Source organism: Nonomuraea sp. PA05, from assembly GCF_008086045.1.
GTDB classification, from domain to species: domain Bacteria; phylum Actinomycetota; class Actinomycetes; order Streptosporangiales; family Streptosporangiaceae; genus Nonomuraea; species Nonomuraea monospora.
Window position 1 is genome coordinate 106,578 of record NZ_VSEY01000015.1, and the last position, 16,033, is coordinate 122,610.

General features: G+C 70.6%; 13 protein-coding genes. 4 read left to right on the forward strand and 9 right to left on the reverse strand.

What is annotated here, in order from left to right; genetic code table 11:
- Nucleotides 1-198: 198 nt before the first annotated feature.
- Nucleotides 199-1,383, forward strand: coding sequence for an amidohydrolase family protein (locus FXF51_RS23975; RefSeq protein WP_148436890.1), 1,185 nt, complete (start codon nt 199-201; stop codon nt 1,381-1,383).
- On the opposite strand, the gene FXF51_RS23980 is transcribed toward FXF51_RS23975, so the two are convergent.
- Complete coding sequence (locus tag FXF51_RS23980) at nt 1,348-2,622, reverse strand: PucR family transcriptional regulator (RefSeq protein WP_148436891.1); 1,275 nt, start codon at nt 2,620-2,622, stop codon at nt 1,348-1,350. The genes FXF51_RS23975 and FXF51_RS23980 overlap by 36 nt on opposite strands.
- 87 nt (nt 2,623-2,709) lie before the next feature.
- Between FXF51_RS23980 and FXF51_RS23985 the strand changes: the two genes are divergently transcribed.
- Nucleotides 2,710-3,639 (forward strand): adenosine deaminase, encoded by a 930-nt coding sequence (locus tag FXF51_RS23985; protein WP_148436892.1) that lies wholly within the window; start codon nt 2,710-2,712, stop codon nt 3,637-3,639.
- 52 nt (nt 3,640-3,691) lie between these two features.
- Here FXF51_RS23985 and FXF51_RS23990 read toward each other — a convergent pair whose 3' ends face one another.
- Nucleotides 3,692-3,931, reverse strand: a complete 240-nt coding sequence (locus tag FXF51_RS23990) for a hypothetical protein (protein WP_148436893.1) — start codon at nt 3,929-3,931, stop codon at nt 3,692-3,694.
- A 262-nt stretch (nt 3,932-4,193) separates the two neighbouring features.
- Here FXF51_RS23990 and FXF51_RS23995 point away from each other — a divergent pair, with 262 nt between their 5' ends.
- A complete protein-coding gene (locus tag FXF51_RS23995) occupies nt 4,194-5,429 on the forward strand; it encodes an acyltransferase family protein (protein ID WP_148436894.1) in 1,236 nt (411 codons plus the stop codon).
- On the opposite strand, the gene map is transcribed toward FXF51_RS23995, so the two are convergent.
- The 7 genes from map to FXF51_RS24030 form a co-directional block, all read right to left on the reverse strand.
- Nucleotides 5,392-6,159, reverse strand: coding sequence for a type I methionyl aminopeptidase (map, locus tag FXF51_RS24000; RefSeq protein ID WP_148436895.1), 768 nt, complete (start codon nt 6,157-6,159; stop codon nt 5,392-5,394). The two genes, FXF51_RS23995 and map, sit on opposite strands and share 38 nt — an antisense overlap.
- Before the next feature lie 218 nt (nt 6,160-6,377).
- Nucleotides 6,378-7,346, reverse strand: a complete 969-nt coding sequence (locus FXF51_RS24005; RefSeq protein WP_148436896.1) for an NAD(P)-dependent alcohol dehydrogenase — start codon at nt 7,344-7,346, stop codon at nt 6,378-6,380.
- Nucleotides 7,347-7,471: 125 nt separating this feature from the next.
- Nucleotides 7,472-8,455, reverse strand: a complete 984-nt coding sequence (ilvC, locus tag FXF51_RS24010) for a ketol-acid reductoisomerase (protein WP_148437024.1) — start codon at nt 8,453-8,455, stop codon at nt 7,472-7,474.
- 23 nt (nt 8,456-8,478) lie between these two features.
- Complete coding sequence (gene ilvN / locus FXF51_RS24015; RefSeq protein ID WP_148436897.1) at nt 8,479-9,003, reverse strand: acetolactate synthase small subunit; 525 nt, start codon at nt 9,001-9,003, stop codon at nt 8,479-8,481.
- On the reverse strand, nt 8,996-10,735 hold the full coding sequence (locus FXF51_RS24020) for an acetolactate synthase large subunit (RefSeq protein WP_148436898.1): 1,740 nt from the start codon (nt 10,733-10,735) through the stop codon (nt 8,996-8,998). Before FXF51_RS24020 ends, ilvN begins: the two co-directional genes overlap by 8 nt.
- 204 nt (nt 10,736-10,939) lie before the next feature.
- On the reverse strand, nt 10,940-13,567 hold the full coding sequence (locus FXF51_RS24025; RefSeq protein ID WP_262379796.1) for a putative bifunctional diguanylate cyclase/phosphodiesterase: 2,628 nt from the start codon (nt 13,565-13,567) through the stop codon (nt 10,940-10,942).
- Nucleotides 13,568-13,803: 236 nt separating this feature from the next.
- Nucleotides 13,804-14,712, reverse strand: a complete 909-nt coding sequence (locus FXF51_RS24030) for a 2-hydroxyacid dehydrogenase (RefSeq protein ID WP_148436899.1) — start codon at nt 14,710-14,712, stop codon at nt 13,804-13,806.
- Between the two features lie 38 nt (nt 14,713-14,750).
- Here FXF51_RS24030 and FXF51_RS24035 point away from each other — a divergent pair, with 38 nt between their 5' ends.
- Complete coding sequence (locus FXF51_RS24035) at nt 14,751-15,827, forward strand: PQQ-dependent sugar dehydrogenase (protein ID WP_148436900.1); 1,077 nt, start codon at nt 14,751-14,753, stop codon at nt 15,825-15,827.
- Nucleotides 15,828-16,033 lie beyond the last annotated feature (206 nt).

Sequence of the window (16,033 nt, forward strand, 5' to 3'; positions counted from 1 at the left end):
GAACGTGCAGGTCAGGACGGTATCTATCGATTATTACCATCGTGTGACGGTGGTTTCGGACAGCACCGCCCAGGGAAGGGGTCCGGCCCCGGAACCCGGGAAAACCGCTGGCGGCCCCTGTAGGTCCCTACGAGAGCGCCGCGCGAGGACCGTAGATCCCTCCAGCCGTCCAAGGGCTCCGGTAGCGTCGAGCGGGAGATGAGACTCGACGGAATCCCCCTTTGGGACGGTACCGAATACCGCGGCCCGGTCGATCTGACCTGGGAGCCCGACCGGATCACCGGTGTCGGCCCCGCCGCCGCGCCGCGCCACGGCGACCTGTGCGTGCTGCCCGGCCTGGTGGACACGCACGTCCACCTCGTCGGCTACGCCGGGCCCGGCGAACCGCCCGACTTCGCGACCTGGCCGCTGACCACCACCCGCGACGAGCAGGTGCTGCACGGCGCAGCACACGCCCAGCGGGCCATGCGGCACGGCGTCACGACGCTGCGCGACCTGGCCGGCGACGAGGCGCAGATCGCGTTGCGCCGGGTCTTCGACGCCGGGGTGCTGCCGGGGCCGCGCATCCAGGTGCACGGTGTCGTGGGGATGACGGCCGGGCACAACGACCTGTTCGTGCCGCCAGCGTTCCCGATGCGGAAGCCGACGGCCGACGGGCCCGACGAGTGCCGCAAGCTCGTACGGACCTGGGCCAGGGCCGGCATGGACGGCATCAAGCTGACGACCAGCGGCGGCGTGCTGTCCATCGGCGACAAGAACGTCTGGCGCAACTACACCCGCGACGAGATCAGGGCCGTGGTGGACGAGGCGCACGCGCTCGGCATGCTCGTCGCCTCGCACGCGCACTCCGAGGACGGCATCCGCGTCGCCGTCGAGGAAGGCGTCGACTCGATCGAGCACGGCACGCTGATGAGCCGGGACCTGGCCGAGACGCTGGCCGCCCGCCGCACGCCGGTGGCGCCCACGCTGCTGATCAACGAGGCCATCGCGCAGGGCCGGGTGCCCGTCACGGCCGAGGCGATGGCCAAGGCCGCCGAGCTGGTCGCCACCCGCGACGTGCTGCTGGCCCAGGCCGCGGCGCTGGGCGTGCGGTTCGTGCTGGGCACCGACGCCAACGGGCACCACGTGCAGTTCGGCGACCAGCTCGCCGAGGTCGTGCACATGACGCGGATCCTCGGCATCGACGCGGAGTCGGCGCTGCGCGCGGCCACCTCCGACGCGGCCGACTCGATCGGCATGCCCGTCGGCAGGGTCGCGCAGGGGCTGGGCGCCGACCTGATCGTGCTGCGCGGCCGGCCGTGGGAGCGCATCGAGGACCTGGCCACGGAGAACATCGTGGCCGTCGTCTCACGGGGCCTGGTCGTCGCGGGCCGCCTGCCCTGACCTGAGCGCCAGGTAGAGGTCCGTACGGTCGCGCATCGACGACATCCGCCGGCCGGTGAGCTCCTCGATCCGCTGCATCCGGTAGCGCAACGTGTTGACGTGCACGTACAGCTCGTCGGCCGTGCGCTGCCAGGAGCCGCACGTCTCCAGGAAGGTGTCGAGCGTGCGCAGCAGCTCGGAGCCGTGCCGGGCGTCGTACTCCTCGACGGGGCCGAGCAGGTGGTCGCGGAACGAGCGGCGCATGCTCGTCGGGAGCGAGGCCAGCAGCAGGTCGAAGCTGTCGATGTCGGCCACCGACATGATCGACACAGGGCCGGGGCCGCCGCGGGCCGACTCCATGCCGCGTCTGGCCGTCTCCAGGGCCTCGCCGAGCTGCGACACGCTGGCCGCCATCTCGCTGATCCCGGCCGCGATGCTGATCGCCCGCCCGCTTGGGACGTCCGCGTCGTGCCCGCCTGAGCCGCTCGCCGCCTGCCCACCTGAGGCGCCCGCCGCGTGCCTGCCTGAGGCGCCTGTCGCGGGTCCGCCCGTCGTGCGCCGCCGCGTCTCCTCCTCCTGCCGTGCTGCCATCAGGGCGCGCAGCTCGTCCGACAGGCTCTTGCGGGAGGCGCGGCCGTTGACCAGCACGACCGCCTCGCGCGGCGTGCCACCCACGACCAGGTGGCGGCCCTTGCGCGCCAGCCCCTCGTGCAGCAGCTCGGGCAGGTCCAGCTCGGGCCCGCCGGTCTGGGTGACCACCATGGCGGCGGTGGGCAGGCCGGGGTCGGCGCCGAGCAGCCGCAGGTGCGCCGACACCTCGCCCGGCGGGATGTGACCGAGCACGTCGAGCAGCGTCTGCGCCCTGACCCGCTCGGCCCTGCGCTGCTCGGCGGCGAAGCCGTCGGCCGTCACCACCTCGCTGATCGCGCCGAACGCCTGGTCGGGCGCGGCCAGCAGGAGCGGCAGCCGCCTGCGCTCGCACGCCGCGACCAGCGCCTCCGGCAGCTCGCCGAGCACGATCAGGCCGACGACCAGGCCGGCGACGTCGGCCGCCCACAGCGCGTCGGCGAAGCGCTCGCAGTCGGACGGCTGGGCGTACCAGACGCCGCTGGTCAGCACGAGATCGCCGGAGCGCAGGTAGCGGCGGGGATCGGGCAGGTCCGTCGGGTACGCGCGCAGCACCTCCCGCTCGACGGCGTCGGCGCCCGTCACCAGCGTCAGCCGTAGGTCCTCGCGGGCGAGCAGATCCGACAGCCTCATGAAATCTGATGTTATGCCAGCTCAGAGCGGGAGAGTTCAGAGGTTCGCACGATGCCGCCACTCCCCGGGGTCCGGTTTACTGCATGCATGCGTCCCAAAGCGGAACTCCACCTGCACATCGAGGGCACCCTGGAGCCCGAGCTCGTCGTCGAGCTGGCCCGGCGTAACCGGATCCACCTGCCCACCTTCGACGTGGAGGCCATCCGCGCGCGTTACTCCTTCGCGAACCTGCAGTCGTTCCTGGACGTGTACTACGAGAACATGGCCGTCCTGCGCACCGAGGCGGACTTCCACGACCTGGCCGCCGCCTACCTGCGGCGGGCCGCCGGGCAGGGGGTCAGGCACGCGGAGATCTTCTTCGACCCGCAGGCGCATCTGAGCAGGGGCGTGCCGCTGAACGTGGTGTTCGACGGGCTGTCGGCGGCGCTGAAGGAGAGCGAGCTGTCGGCCGAGCTGATCCTGTGCTTCCTGCGGGACCGGGGCGCGGAGGAGGCCGAGCAGGTGCTGCGGGCGGCGCTGCCGTACCGGGAGCACTTCATCGGAGTGGGGCTGGACTCGGCGGAGGTGGGGTACCCGCCGTCGTTGTTCCGCAAGGTCTTCGAGATCGCCGCCGGCGAGGGGCTGCACCGGGTGGCGCACGCCGGCGAGGAGGGCGGGCCCGACTACGTGTGGGAGGCGCTGGACATCCTGCGCGTCGAGCGGGTGGACCACGGCATCAGGGCGATGGAGGATCCGCAGCTCGTGGCCAGGCTGCGGGCGGAGCGCATCCCGCTGACCGTGTGCCCGCTGTCGAACGTGCGGCTGCGCGCCGTGCCGTCCCTGCGTGACCACATCCTGCCCGCGATGCTGGACGAGGGCCTGCTCGTGACCGTCAACTCCGACGACCCCGCCTACTTCGGCGGCTACGTGGACGACAACTACGAGGCGCTGCGGCGGGAGCTGGGGATGACCGACGACCAGCTCGACCGGATCGCCCGCAACTCCTTCGAGGCGTCCTTCGTGCAAGCCCGGCTCTGAACGCGCGGATGGGGCCCGCCCCTTGCCGGGCGGGCCCCATCAGGGCGTCTCGTCAGCCGCTCAGGACACTGCTGAGCAGCTCGTTCAGGAGGTCCAGGTCGAGGATGTCGTTGTCCTCACCGAAGTTGTTCCACTCGCCGAAGTCCCACTTCGTCTCGTCGTCCTTGCCGTGGTTGGGGCCGGGCAGGATGTGCGACTCGGCGGTGACACTGGGCGCCGCGGCGAGGGCGGTGCCACCGAACATGACCATCCCGCCGACGAGCCCGGCGAGGACGAGTCCGTTTCTGTACATTGCGTTTCTCCCTGATACCTCTCGACTACTCTCCGTAGCTATCGGTGGGAAATCTCCCCCTCGCCTTAGACAGACAAACACCGACATTTTCGCTGTTGACCTGCAAAAATGCCGCGTCTAGCCAAACAGTGAGGCACATCGTGCTACTTGACGCATAGATGTGCGGGGGTGCACAACGACCGACCTTTTCCTGTACGTCCCATGACTATGGCGTCCAGCCCGCCCTGGCTTCACACTGGGGCGTGTCACGGGGAGGCAGATCATGACCACACACGCGGGCCCGTCCGGCGGGACGGTCACGGAACGGCGCCCCGAGCTGGACGCGATGCGCGCCCTCGTGGTCGTCGGGCTGGTGTTCTTCCACGCGTCGCTGGTGTTCGACTCGCGCGACGACTTCTACGTCAAGAACGCCGAGACGACCGGCATCACGTTCATCATCGCGGGGCTCTGCGTGATCTGGGCGATGCCGCTGCTGTTCCTCATCGCCGGGCTGGGCACCTGGCACTCGATGCGGCGCAGGGGGCCAGGCGGGTTCGCCGTGGAGCGGCTGCTGCGGCTCGGGGTGCCGCTGGTGTTCGCCCTGGTGGTGCTGCTCCCGCTGCCGCAGTGGCTGCGGGCGCGCGGCACGCCGGGCTACGCGGAGTCCTACTGGGAGTTCTGGCCGCGCTTCTTCACGGTGCGGCTCGAACTCAGCGACTTCCCGTTCATCCTGGAGGGTGAGCACTTCGAGACCGGGCACCTGTGGTTCGTCGTGCTGCTGCTGACGTTCTCGCTGCTGCTGGCGCCGCTGGCGCGGTGGGTGCCGCGTGAGCGGGCCAGGCGCGCCCGCGCGCGGCTGGTCGCGCTCTCGCGCCCGCGCGGCGCGCTGCTGCTGCTCGGGCTGCCCGTCGCGGCGGTCTGCGCGGTGATCGGGCTGGCCGAGGAGTTCGGCGGCTGGGACCGCTGGGCGTACCTGGTGTTCTTCCTGTACGGCTTCCTGCTCGTGACCGATCGCGACTTCCGTGCGGCGATGCGCCGCGACCGGGTGCCTGCCGCGGTGGCGGCCGTGACGCTGCTGGCGGTGGGGATGCCGGGCTTCATCCTCGTCGGCCAGGACCCCGGCACCGACCCGTTCAGGGACCTGACCCCGCTCGCGGTCGGGGTCCGGACGCTGTACGGCCTGGCCGGCTGGTGCGCGCTGGTGGCGATACTCGGCGCCCTCGACCGCCCGCGCCCCGCCTCCGCCTCCCCCGGGAGGCGTCGTGGCTGGTACGCCTACCTCGCGCCCGCCGTGCTGCCGCTCTACATCCTGCACCAGCCGATCGTGGTGGCCGCGGCCTACTTCGTGGTCGGCTGGCGGGCGCCCATCCTGGTCGAGTACCTGGTGATCGTGGCGGTCTCGCTGGCGCTGACCCTGCTCGCCTACGACCTGCTGGTGCGGCGCACCAGGGTGACCAGGTTCCTGTTCGGGATGCGCGAGCCTACGGCAGGGTCAGGATCACCGGCCCGTCCTCGGTGATGGCCACCGTGTGCTCGACGTGCACGCTCCTGCTGCCGTCGCCCGTGCACACCGACCACCCGTCGGAGGACATGTAGTACCGGTCGCCGCCGCCCGCCATCAGGCTGGGCTCGATCGCGATCACCAGCCCCGGTCGCAACCGCAGCCCGCGCCCGGCGCGGGCCTCGTTGGGCACGAACGGCTCCTCGTGCATGGCCCGGCCGATGCCGTGGCCGCCGAAGTCGTTCTGCATGCCGTATCCGGCGCCGCGCCCGACGGTGGACATCGCGTGCCCGATGTCGCCCATCCGCGCGCCGGGCCTGGCCGCCTCGATGCCCGCCGCCAGCGTCTCCTCCGCGACCCTGATCAGCTTGAGGTCCTCCGCCAGCGGCTCCCCGACGGTGAAGCTGACCGTGCCGTCGGCGTGCCACCCGTCGATGTAGGCGGCGCAGTCGACGCTGATCAGGTCACCGTCCCGCAGCCGGTACGGCGACGGCAGCCCGTGCAGCATGACGCCGTTGACCGAGGTGCAGATCACACCGGGGTACGGCATCGCCCCGAACGACGGGTGGTACCCGAGGAACGACGCCTTCGCCCTGGCCTCCTCGATGACCGTCCTGGCCACCTCGTCCAGCTCCTTGAGCGACACGCCCACGGCCGCCTGCTCGCGCACGGCGGCGTGGACGGCGGCGACGACCTTGCCGGACTCCCGCATCACGGCGATCTCACCGGCAGACTTGTACTCGATCACAGCCCCTCCTTGCCGATAACTATACCGGTATTATTATCACGGATCTCGGGGCGACGTGGAGGGGCCCCTACCCCGGCTCAGTCCATCCCTCTCCTGCCCGGGGTCCAGAACGGCTTCGTCCGCACGTCCTTGCGGCCCGTCAGGCAGCGCCAGCTTCCTGACCGCGTCCACCAGCACCTCGGACCCGGCCGCCGAGCCGCCCGGGTTGCGGCGCGCGTTCAGACGGTGATCACCACCTTGCCCTTGGCGTGCCCCCGCTCCACGTGCGCGATGGCCTCGGGCACCTCGCTCAGCGGGTGCGTACGCTCGATGACCGGCGTCAGCTTGCCCGCCTCGGCCAGCTCGCGCAGCACGGCCAGGTCATCGGCGTTCTCGCGGGTGGTGAAGACGGGCAGGCTGTGGCGGACGAACAGGTTCAGCACGCTCAGCCCGGCGATGCGGCTCATCACGCCGACCCAGCGTCCCCCTGTGCCGTTGTTGTGCAGGTAGGTGCCCGTCGGGGTGAGGATGCGCCGGCAGTCGGCCACCCGGCGGTTGCCCACGTTGTCGAGGACGACGTCGTAGCGGTGACCGGTGCGGGTGAAGTCCTCCTTGGTGTAGTCGATCACGTGGTCGGCGCCGATCGACCGCACCAGCTCCACGTTCCCGCCGCCGCACACGCCGGTGACCTCCGCCCCGTACGCCTTGGCGAGCTGCACCGCGAACGTGCCGATCCCGCCCGCCGCCCCGTTGACCAGCACCCGCTGCCCCGGCGCCAGCCGCCCCTTGTCGCGTAACGCCTGCAGCGCGGTCTGCGCCGACGTGGGCACGGCCGCGGCCTGCTCGAAGGTGAACCCGGCCGGCTTGCGGGTCAGCGGGCCGCTCTCGGGGACGGCGACGTACTCGGCGAACGAGCCGGGGGCGCAGCCGTACACCTCGTCGCCGGGCGCGAACCGGCTGACGCTCTTGCCGACCGCCTCGACGACCCCGGCGAGGTCGGCGCCCAGCCCGTGAGCCTTCGGCCTGGTCAGGCCCGCCACGGCGCGGAAGATGTAGGGGTCGCCCCTGAGCAGGTGCCAGTCGCCCGGGTTGACCGAGGCCGCCCGCACGCGGACGAGCACGCCGTCGTCGGCGATCCCTGGCTTGGCGGTCTCCTCCAGCTCGATGACGTCAGGCGGGCCGTAGACGCGGTAGCGGATGGCCTTCATGGCGGCTCCTGTTACACGTGAAAAGAAAAGCTGACACGTGAAACGCTACCTCTCCGGGGAGCTGCGCGCGCACGAAAAAGCGGCGGGCGGGAGGTGGATCCTCCCGCCCGCCGCTCAGCGGAACGTCAGGCCTTGAGCCAGCTCATCATCGGACGGAGCTTGGCGCCGGTCTTCTCGATCGGGTTCTCGGCCAGCTCGTCACGGTAGCGCTGGAACTCCTTCTGGCCGCTGTCGAACTCCTCGACGAGCTGGCGGGCGAAGGTGCCGTCCTGGACCTCGGCCAGGATGCGGCGCATCTCCTGACGCGACTCCTCGTTGATCACGCGCGGGCCGCGGGTGTAGCCGCCGTACTCGGCCGTGTCGGAGACCGACCAGTACATCTTCGAGATGCCGCCCTCGTACATGAGGTCGACGATGAGCTTCATCTCGTGCAGGCACTCGAAGTAGGCCACCTCGGGCTGGTAGCCGGCCTCGATCAGGGTCTCGAACCCCGCCTTGATCAGCTCGGAGACGCCGCCGCACAGCACGGCCTGCTCGCCGAACAGGTCGGTCTCGGTCTCCTCCTTGAACGTGGTGCGCAGCGCGCCGGCGCGGGTGCCGCCGATGCCCTTGGCGTAGGAGAGCGCGAGGTCGAGCGCCTTGCCCGAGGCGTCCTTCTCCACGGCCACCAGACACGGCACGCCGCGCCCGGCCTCGAACTGACGGCGGACGAGGTGACCGGGGCCCTTGGGGGCCACCATGCACACGTCCACGCCCTCCGGCGCCTCGATGAGGCCGTAGCGGATGTTCAGGCCGTGGCCGAAGAACAGCGCGTCGCCCTCGACCAGGTTGGGGGCGACGTGCTCGGCGTACAGGTGGCGCTGGATGTGGTCCGGCGCCAGGATCATCGTGAGGTTGGCCTCCTCCACCGCCTCCGACGGGGACAGCACGCGCAGGCCGTCGTTCTCGGCCTTCTCGCGGCTCTTGGAGCCCTCGGGCAGGCCGACGCGCACGTCCACGCCGGAGTCACGCAGGGAGAGCGCGTGGGCGTGGCCCTGGCTGCCGTACCCCAGCACGGCCACGTGGCGTCCCTGAATGATCGACAGGTCGGCCTGGTCGTCGTAGTAAATCTCGGTCACTTGCTCAAAACCTTTCAGGCGGTACGGTCCAGTGCCCTGAGGGACCGGTCGGTGATGGAGCGGGCGCCGCGGCCGATGGCCACCATGCCCGATTGGACGAGTTCCTTGATCCCGAACGGCTCGAGGACCTTGACGAAGGCCTCCAGCTTGTCGGGAGTGCCGGTGACCTCGATGGTCACGGCGTCGGCCGCCACGTCGACGCAGCGGGCACGGAAGAGGTTGACCAGCTCAAGCACGTGCGAGCGGCTCTCGGCGTCGGCCTTGACCTTGATCAGCATCAGCTCGCGCTGCACCGACTGCGACGGGTCGAGCTCGACGATCTTGAGCACGTTCACCAGCTTGTTGAGCTGCTTGGTGACCTGCTCCAGCGGCAGCTCCTCGACGCTGACCACGATCGTCATGCGGGAGATGTCGTCGTGCTCGGTGGGCCCGACGGCCAGGGAGTCGATGTTGAACCCCCTGCGGCTGAACAGCGCCGACACGCGTGCCAGGACGCCCGGCCTGTTCTCGACAAGCACGGACAGCGTGTGTCTACTCATCGTCGTTCTCCCACTTCGGAGCCATGTCACGGGCGATCTGGATGGTGTCGTTGCTGGTGCCCGCCGGGACCATGGGCCAGACCATGGCGTCCTGGTGGACGACGAAGTCGACCACGACAGGCACGTCATTGATCTCCATGGCCTTCTTGATCACGGCGTCCACGTCCTCGGGACGCTCGCACCGCAGGCCCACACAACCATAGGCCTCCGCCAGCTTGACGAAGTCAGGGATGCGGCGGGGAGCCTGAAGGTCGGTGTTGGAGTAACGCTGGTCGTAGAACAGCGTCTGCCACTGGCGGACCATGCCGAGGTTACCGTTGTTGATGACGGCGATCTTGATCGGCACGCCCTCAAGCGCACACGTGGCCAGCTCCTGGTTGGTCATCTGGAAGCAGCCGTCGCCGTCGATCGCCCACACGGTGGCGTCCGGCTGGCCCATCTTGGCGCCCATCGCGGCCGGCACGGCGAAGCCCATCGTGCCCGCGCCGCCGGAGTTGATGAACGTGCCCGGCTTCTCGTAGTCGACGAACTGCGAGGCCCACATCTGGTGCTGCCCGACTCCGGCCACGTAGTAGGCGTCGGGGCCCGCGATGGCGCTCAGCCGCTCCATGACGTACTGGGGGGCCAGCGAGCCGTCGTCGAAGGTGTCGTAGCCCAGCGGGTAGGTCTGCTTGTAGCCGTTGAGTATCGTCCACCACTCGTCGTAGTCGCCCTGCTGGCCGGAGGCCTGGACGGCGGCGATGAGGTCGGTGAGGACCTCCTTGCAGTCGCCCACGATCGGCACGTCGGCGTGGCGGTTCTTGGAGATCTCGGCCGGGTCGATGTCGGCGTGCACGACCTTCGCGAACGGCGCGAAGGACGGCAGGTGGCCGGTCACCCGGTCGTCGAAGCGCACGCCCAGGCCGATGATCAGGTCGGACTTCTGCAGCGCGCCCACGGCGGAGACGCTGCCGTGCATGCCGGGCATGCCCATGTGCTGCGGGTGGCTGTCGGGGAACGTGCCGCGCGCCATCAGGGTGGTGATGACCGGGATGTTCGTCAGCTCGGCGAGCTGGAGCAGCTCGGCCGAGGCGCGGGCCTTGTGGACGCCGCCGCCGACGTAGAGGACCGGCCGCCTGGACTCGGCGATGAGCTTGGCGGCCTCGCGGATCTGCTTGGAGTGCGGCCTGGTGACCGGGCGGTAGCCCGGCAGCTGCATGGTGGGCGGCCAGCTGAACGTGGTCTCGGCCTGCAGCGCGTCCTTGGAGATGTCCACGAGGACGGGCCCGGGGCGGCCGGTGGAGGCGATGTGGAAGGCCTCCATGATCGTACGGGCGATGTCGGCCGCGTCGGTGATCAGGAAGTTGTGCTTCGTGATCGGCATGGTGATGCCGGAGATGTCCGCCTCCTGGAAGGCGTCCGTGCCGATCATCGGGGAGGCCACCTGACCGGTGATCGCCACGATCGGCACGGAGTCCATGAAGGCGTCGGCAATGGGGGTCACCAGGTTCGTGGCGCCCGGGCCGCTCGTCGCCATGCACACCCCGACCTTGCCCGTGGCCTGCGCGTAGCCCTCGGCCGCGTGACCCGCGCCCTGCTCGTGCCGTACGAGCACGTGCCGGACCTTGGTCGAGTCGTAGAGAGGATCGTAGGCCGGCAGAATGGCACCGCCCGGGATCCCGAACACTGTGTCGACTCCAACGTGCTCCAGCGCCCTGACCAGGGCCTGTGCACCTGTCATCCGTTCGGTCATCGGCTCGTTCCTTGCGTGGCTACTCGCTTAAGGACATAAAAAATGCCCCTTCCCACCAGGCGGCGGGTCTGGGGCGGCGCGCAGGTCGTCGTGCTTCGCTATCGGCCTGCGCGCCGGCGAAGTACTACGAGAATCTCACTGCGAAGCATGCCCTACACCATAGCCGCTCCGAACGCCATCGCGCCAACTTCGTGGACACAAGTCTCAAACAGTGAGACTCGTCCGCATCAGCGAGTCGACTCCGCGCGCCGCCATCGGCCGGGCCACCAGGAAACCCTGCCCCCTTGTGCAGCCCATCTGCTTGAGCAGTTCGAGCTGCTCGGGACGCTCGATCCCCTCGGCCACCACGATAAGCCCGAGGTCGTGCCCGAGCCGCACGATCGTGCGGGTGAGCAGGGTCAGCGTGTCGTCCTTGCCGAGCCCCGAGACGAACGACGGATCGATCTTTATCATGTCGACGGGCAGCTGCCGCAGGAAGGCCAGCGACGCGTAGCCGGTGCCGAAGTCGTCGATCGCCAGCCGCACGCCGAGCGCCCGCAGCTCCGACAGCCGCTTGATGGTCTCCTCTGCGTCCTCGACGAGCATCTCCTCGATCACTTCGAGGGTGAGCACGGAGGCGGGCAGCCCGCTCTCGGTCAGCGCCTCCTCGACGGTCTCGACGAACCTGGGTGCCATGATCTGGCGGGCCGACAGGTTCAGCGACAGCCCGATGTCCCAGGACGAGGCCCGCCAGGCGGCCACCTCGCGGCACGCCTCACGCAGGATCCACTCGCTCAGCGGCACGATCAGCCCGGTGTCCTCCGCCGCGCCGAGGAACTGCTCCGGCGGCACGAACACCGACCCGCGCCACCAGCGCACCAGCGCCTCCACCGCGGTCACCCGCGAGGTGGCCAGGTCGACCACCGGCTGGTACTCGATCGCGAACTGCTGCTCGATCAGCGCCCGCTGCAGGTCGGCCGCCAGCTCCAGGCGGCGCATGACGTCGGCGTGCATCTGCGCGGCGAAGACCTCCACGCGCCGCCCGCCCAGCTCCTTCGAGCGGGCCATGGCCACGTCGGCGTTGCGCATGAGGTCGCCGGCGGGCAGGTCGTCCTCGGCGAAGGCGACGCCCACGCTCGCGGTCAGCGCCACGTCGCGGTCGGCGACCCGGAACGGCTCCTGCGAGACCGCGCGGACCAGCCGCTCGGCCAGGTCCACCGCGATCTGCGCGTCGCCGCCGGTCTCCACGAGCACCGCGAACTCGTCGCCGCCCCATCGGGCCAGCGTGTCGTCGGCGCGCACGGCCCCGCGCAGCCTGCGGGCCGCCTGCCCGAGCAGGTAATCGCCGCTGGCGTGGCCGACCGAGTCGTTGACCGAGGTGAACCCGTCGAGATCGAGGAAGATCACCGCGACGTTCCCCGTGCCGGTGCCGGACGTGCGGCCCGAGAGCACCTCGCGGGTGCGCTCCTCGAAGTAGGCGCGGTTGGGCAGCCCGGTGACGCCGTCGTGGAAGGTCAGGTGGGCGACCTGGTTGCGCAGCGCCTCCTCGTCGCTGACGTCGCGGGTCGTCACGAGCATCAGGTCTCGCCCGCCGGCGTGGCGGGTGGCGACGGACTCGGTGGGCCGCCAGGTGCCGTCGGCGGCGCGCACACGGCAGGCGATCAGGCAGGCGCCGGGCGCGGTGTTGTCCTCGTCGAGGTTCATCGCGCGCATGGCGACCTGGATGCCGGGCACGTCCTCCGGGTGGATGTAGTCGAAGATCGACCCGCCGACCAGCTCCTGCGGGCTGTAGCCGTACGTGACCTCGACGCCCGCGCCGATCTCGCGCACCACGCCCTCGTAGTCGCAGGTGAACACCACGTCGCCGGTGCTCTCCGCCAGCTCCTTGAGCTGACGCTCGCTCAGCTTGACCAGGCCGCGCAGCCGTACGTTGGCCACCGAGACCACGAACAGGCGCACCAGCAGGAGCAGCACCACCGAGACCGCGACCACCACGACGCCGGTGACCGGCGGCCCGACGCGCCCGCCCGCCTGATGCAACAGCAGCGTGCCCGCGGCCACCGCCACCAGCGCCAGGGGCACCAGCGCCACCGCGTGACCGACCGACGGCCGGTTGGCCTGCCTGACCCGCGGCCCCCAGGGGACGGCCGCCAGCAGCAGGAACGCGACGGGCGCGAGCATGACGCCCCAGAGCTGCGGCTCGGCGTCCATGAGCCGGGCCACCGCCGCCGAGATGCCGGCCACGGTCATCGCGGCCAGCGCGCCGACGCCCGCCAGGCCCAGCAGCCAGGACGACGACCTGCTGGTCAGCACCGACGGGACCACGGCGAACGTCACCAGCAGCCCCACCATCGGCGGCAGCATGACCAGGGTGAAGGCGGCCGCGTCGGCGGTCTCGGCGTACACGTGGCGCAGCGCCACCATCCAGCCGATCAGGAAGAGCGCGGCCGTGCACAGGTAGGCGTCGGTGAGATGCCGTAAAGCGACCCTGGCCGGGAACTTGCGGTCGGCGGCGAGCAGCGCGCCGCTCGCCATGACGACCGTGCCGAGCAGCATGAACATGTCCGCGAAGCTGTCGAAGAAGCTCTCGGTGAACGGCCGCAGCGCCACCCCGGCGGTCCAGATCACGGCCCCGCCGCCCATCCAGCGGGCACCCATGGCCGTCGGGCGGTGCGCGGTCTGCTTCACCGAGGCGATCAGCAAGGAGGCGGCGGCGATCAGTGCCGCCATTCCTCCGGCGACCGCTCCGGTGACCAAGGCCGGGCTCTCCGTCAGGAGGGCGGCGGCGAACGCCACCGCGCCGGCCGCCGCAGCGGCGGCCGGCGGCACCCGGGGATCACGCCAGCGGATCACAGTCGTTGCCCATCCCGTCTCGAACTCTGCACCAGTGACCGCCGAAGCCCGGTCGATCACTTCGCCAGTGTGTGCTGTCGTGGGTGCGCGGGTGGTGACAACGCCGATGTCGTCACCGATCTGATAACCAGACAGACCAATTGCCGCCAAGAGCTCCTTGACAGTGAGTCAGGAACTCCCTGCAAAGGCAACCGTACGCACCGAAGGTCACGGACCAGCCACGTTCCGGGATCCTCTCAGTACGAGTCGGTGATGACATTCACCAAAGGCTCTCCTGCCAGGTATCTCTCCACCTGGGCGCGGACCAGACGCAGCGTGCGGCGTACGGAGGCGGGGGTGCTGCCGGCCACGTGCGGGGTGATCAGCACGCCCGGCGCGCTCCACAGAGAGTGACCTTCGGGCAGCGGCTCGGGCGCGGTCACGTCCAGCGCGGCGCGCAGCCGGCCGGTCTTGAGTTCGGCCACCAGCGCCTCGGTGTCGACGACCCCGCCCCTGGCGGCGTTCACCAGCACCGCGCCGTCCTTCATCCTGGCCAGGAACGCGGCGTCCACCATCCCGGCCGTGGCGGCGGTGGCGGGCACCAGCAGCACCACGACGTCCGCCTCCGGCAGCAGCGCGGGCAGTTCGTCCATGCCGTGCACGCCGTCGCGGGCGCTCCTGGCCACCCGGACGACCTCCACCTCGAACCCGTCCAGGCGGCGCTCCAGCGCGGCGCCGATGGAGCCGTACCCGACGATCAGCACCGTCGAGTCGGCCAGCACGCCGGTGTGGTGGTAGGTCCACTCGCCCCTGCGCTGCGCGTCCACGAACCCCGGGAACTCCCTGAGCACCGCGATCATGGCGCCCACGGCCCACTCGGCGGTCCCCGCCTCGTGCACGCCGCGCGCGTTGCACAGCACCGCGCCCTCCGGCATGTGCGGCCGGTACGGCTCCACCCCCGCCGTCACGGTCTGCAGCAGCCGCAGCGAGCTCATCCTGGCCAGCGTCCCCGGCACGTCCGGCACGGTGACCAGCGGAGGGATCCACACCTCCACTTCCTCCACCCCATCCGGCATCGGGGACGTGCCGTCATATACGGCACATTCGACGCCGGGAAGCTTGGACAGTTCATCAGCCACCGAATCGGACGGAACCCAGGTCTTCATGCCGAGAACCTTACGACTACGGGGGAAGTATGGAACACATGAGGAAGCTCTGGACGATCATGCTACTGACCGCACTCACGGCATGCTCCGGGCTCACGGCTTGTACGAACCGCGGCGGAGAAGTGCTCCCCACGGCGGCCGTGTCGGCGGGGGCCGCCCCGAGTGATCCCGAAGACGTCGTGACCGGGCTCGCCGTGCCGTGGGGGATCGCCTTCCTGCCCGGGCCAGGCGGGGACGCCGTGGTCACCGAACGCGACACGGCCCGCGTGCTGCGGGTCAGCCGTACCGGCCAGGTGACGGACCTGGCCAGGATCGAGGACGCCCGTCCCGACGGCGAGGGCGGCCTCATGGGCGTGGCGGTCAAGGAGGACCAGGTCTTCCTCTACTACACCGCCGAGCTGGACAACCGGATCGTGCGCTACCGCCTCACCGGCGACGGCCTCACCGACCAGCAACTCCTCGTACAGGGCATCCCCAAGGGCGGCATCCACAACGGCGGCCGGCTCGCCTTCGGCCCCGACGGCTTCCTGTACGCCACCACCGGCGAGACCGGCGACCGCGACCTGGCCCAGCAGCGCGACTCGCTCGGCGGCAAGATCCTGCGCATGACCGTGGACGGCGCGCCCGCGCCTGGCAACCCGTTCGGGACGCTGGTCTACAGCTACGGCCACCGCAACGTGCAGGGGCTGGCCTGGGACGGCTCCGGCCGGCTGTACGCCTCCGAGTTCGGCGCGAACAGCTACGACGAGGTCAACAGGATCGAGCCGGGGGCCAACTACGGGTGGCCCGAGGTGGAGGGGCGGGGCAACGACCAGCGTTACGTCAACCCGATCCTCACCTGGTCCACGGCGGAGGCGTCGCCGTCGGGGATGGCGTACGCGAACGGGTCACTGTGGGTGGGGGCCTTGCGCGGGGCCCGGCTGTGGCAGATCCCCCTGGGTGAGGACGGCTCCGCCGGGGCTCCGGTGGCGCACTTCACCGAGCGGTACGGGCGGTTGCGGGCGGTCGCTGCGACGCCGGACGACGGGAAGCTCTGGGTGGGCACCAGTAACAAGGACGGGCGGGGCTCACCCGAGGACGGCGACGACCGCATCATGTCCGTGACGCCGTCCTGACCCCGCTACGCCGCCGTAGCGGGCTGAGGTCCTTCAGAGAACGCGGGGGCGCTGGCGCGCTGGGGCCGGCGCGGAGGTGCGCTGAGGCGGGGCGCTGAGGCGGGGCGCTGAGGCGGGGCGCTGAGGCGGGGCGCTGAGGCGGGGCGCGCTGGGGCTGGGGCGCGCTGGGGCTGGGGCGCGCTGGGGCTGGGGCGCTGGCGTGCAGT

Bases quoted from the DNA above. Each gene is read 5' to 3' on its own strand.
- FXF51_RS23985 (WP_148436892.1), top strand. From the start codon at position 2,710: ATGCGTCCCAAAGCGGAACTCCACCTGCACATCGAGGGCACCCTGGAG.
- FXF51_RS24005 (WP_148436896.1), bottom strand. From the start codon at position 7,346: ATGAAGGCCATCCGCTACCGCGTCTACGGCCCGCCTGACGTCATCGAG.
- FXF51_RS23975 (WP_148436890.1), top strand. From the start codon at position 199: ATGAGACTCGACGGAATCCCCCTTTGGGACGGTACCGAATACCGCGGC.
- FXF51_RS23980 (WP_148436891.1), bottom strand. From the start codon at position 2,622: ATGAGGCTGTCGGATCTGCTCGCCCGCGAGGACCTACGGCTGACGCTG.
- FXF51_RS24035 (WP_148436900.1), top strand. From the start codon at position 14,751: ATGAGGAAGCTCTGGACGATCATGCTACTGACCGCACTCACGGCATGC.
- FXF51_RS24020 (WP_148436898.1), bottom strand. From the start codon at position 10,735: ATGACCGAACGGATGACAGGTGCACAGGCCCTGGTCAGGGCGCTGGAG.
- FXF51_RS23995 (WP_148436894.1), top strand. From the start codon at position 4,194: ATGACCACACACGCGGGCCCGTCCGGCGGGACGGTCACGGAACGGCGC.
- FXF51_RS23990 (WP_148436893.1), bottom strand. From the start codon at position 3,931: ATGTACAGAAACGGACTCGTCCTCGCCGGGCTCGTCGGCGGGATGGTC.
- ilvN (WP_148436897.1), bottom strand. From the start codon at position 9,003: ATGAGTAGACACACGCTGTCCGTGCTTGTCGAGAACAGGCCGGGCGTC.
- FXF51_RS24030 (WP_148436899.1), bottom strand. From the start codon at position 14,712: ATGAAGACCTGGGTTCCGTCCGATTCGGTGGCTGATGAACTGTCCAAG.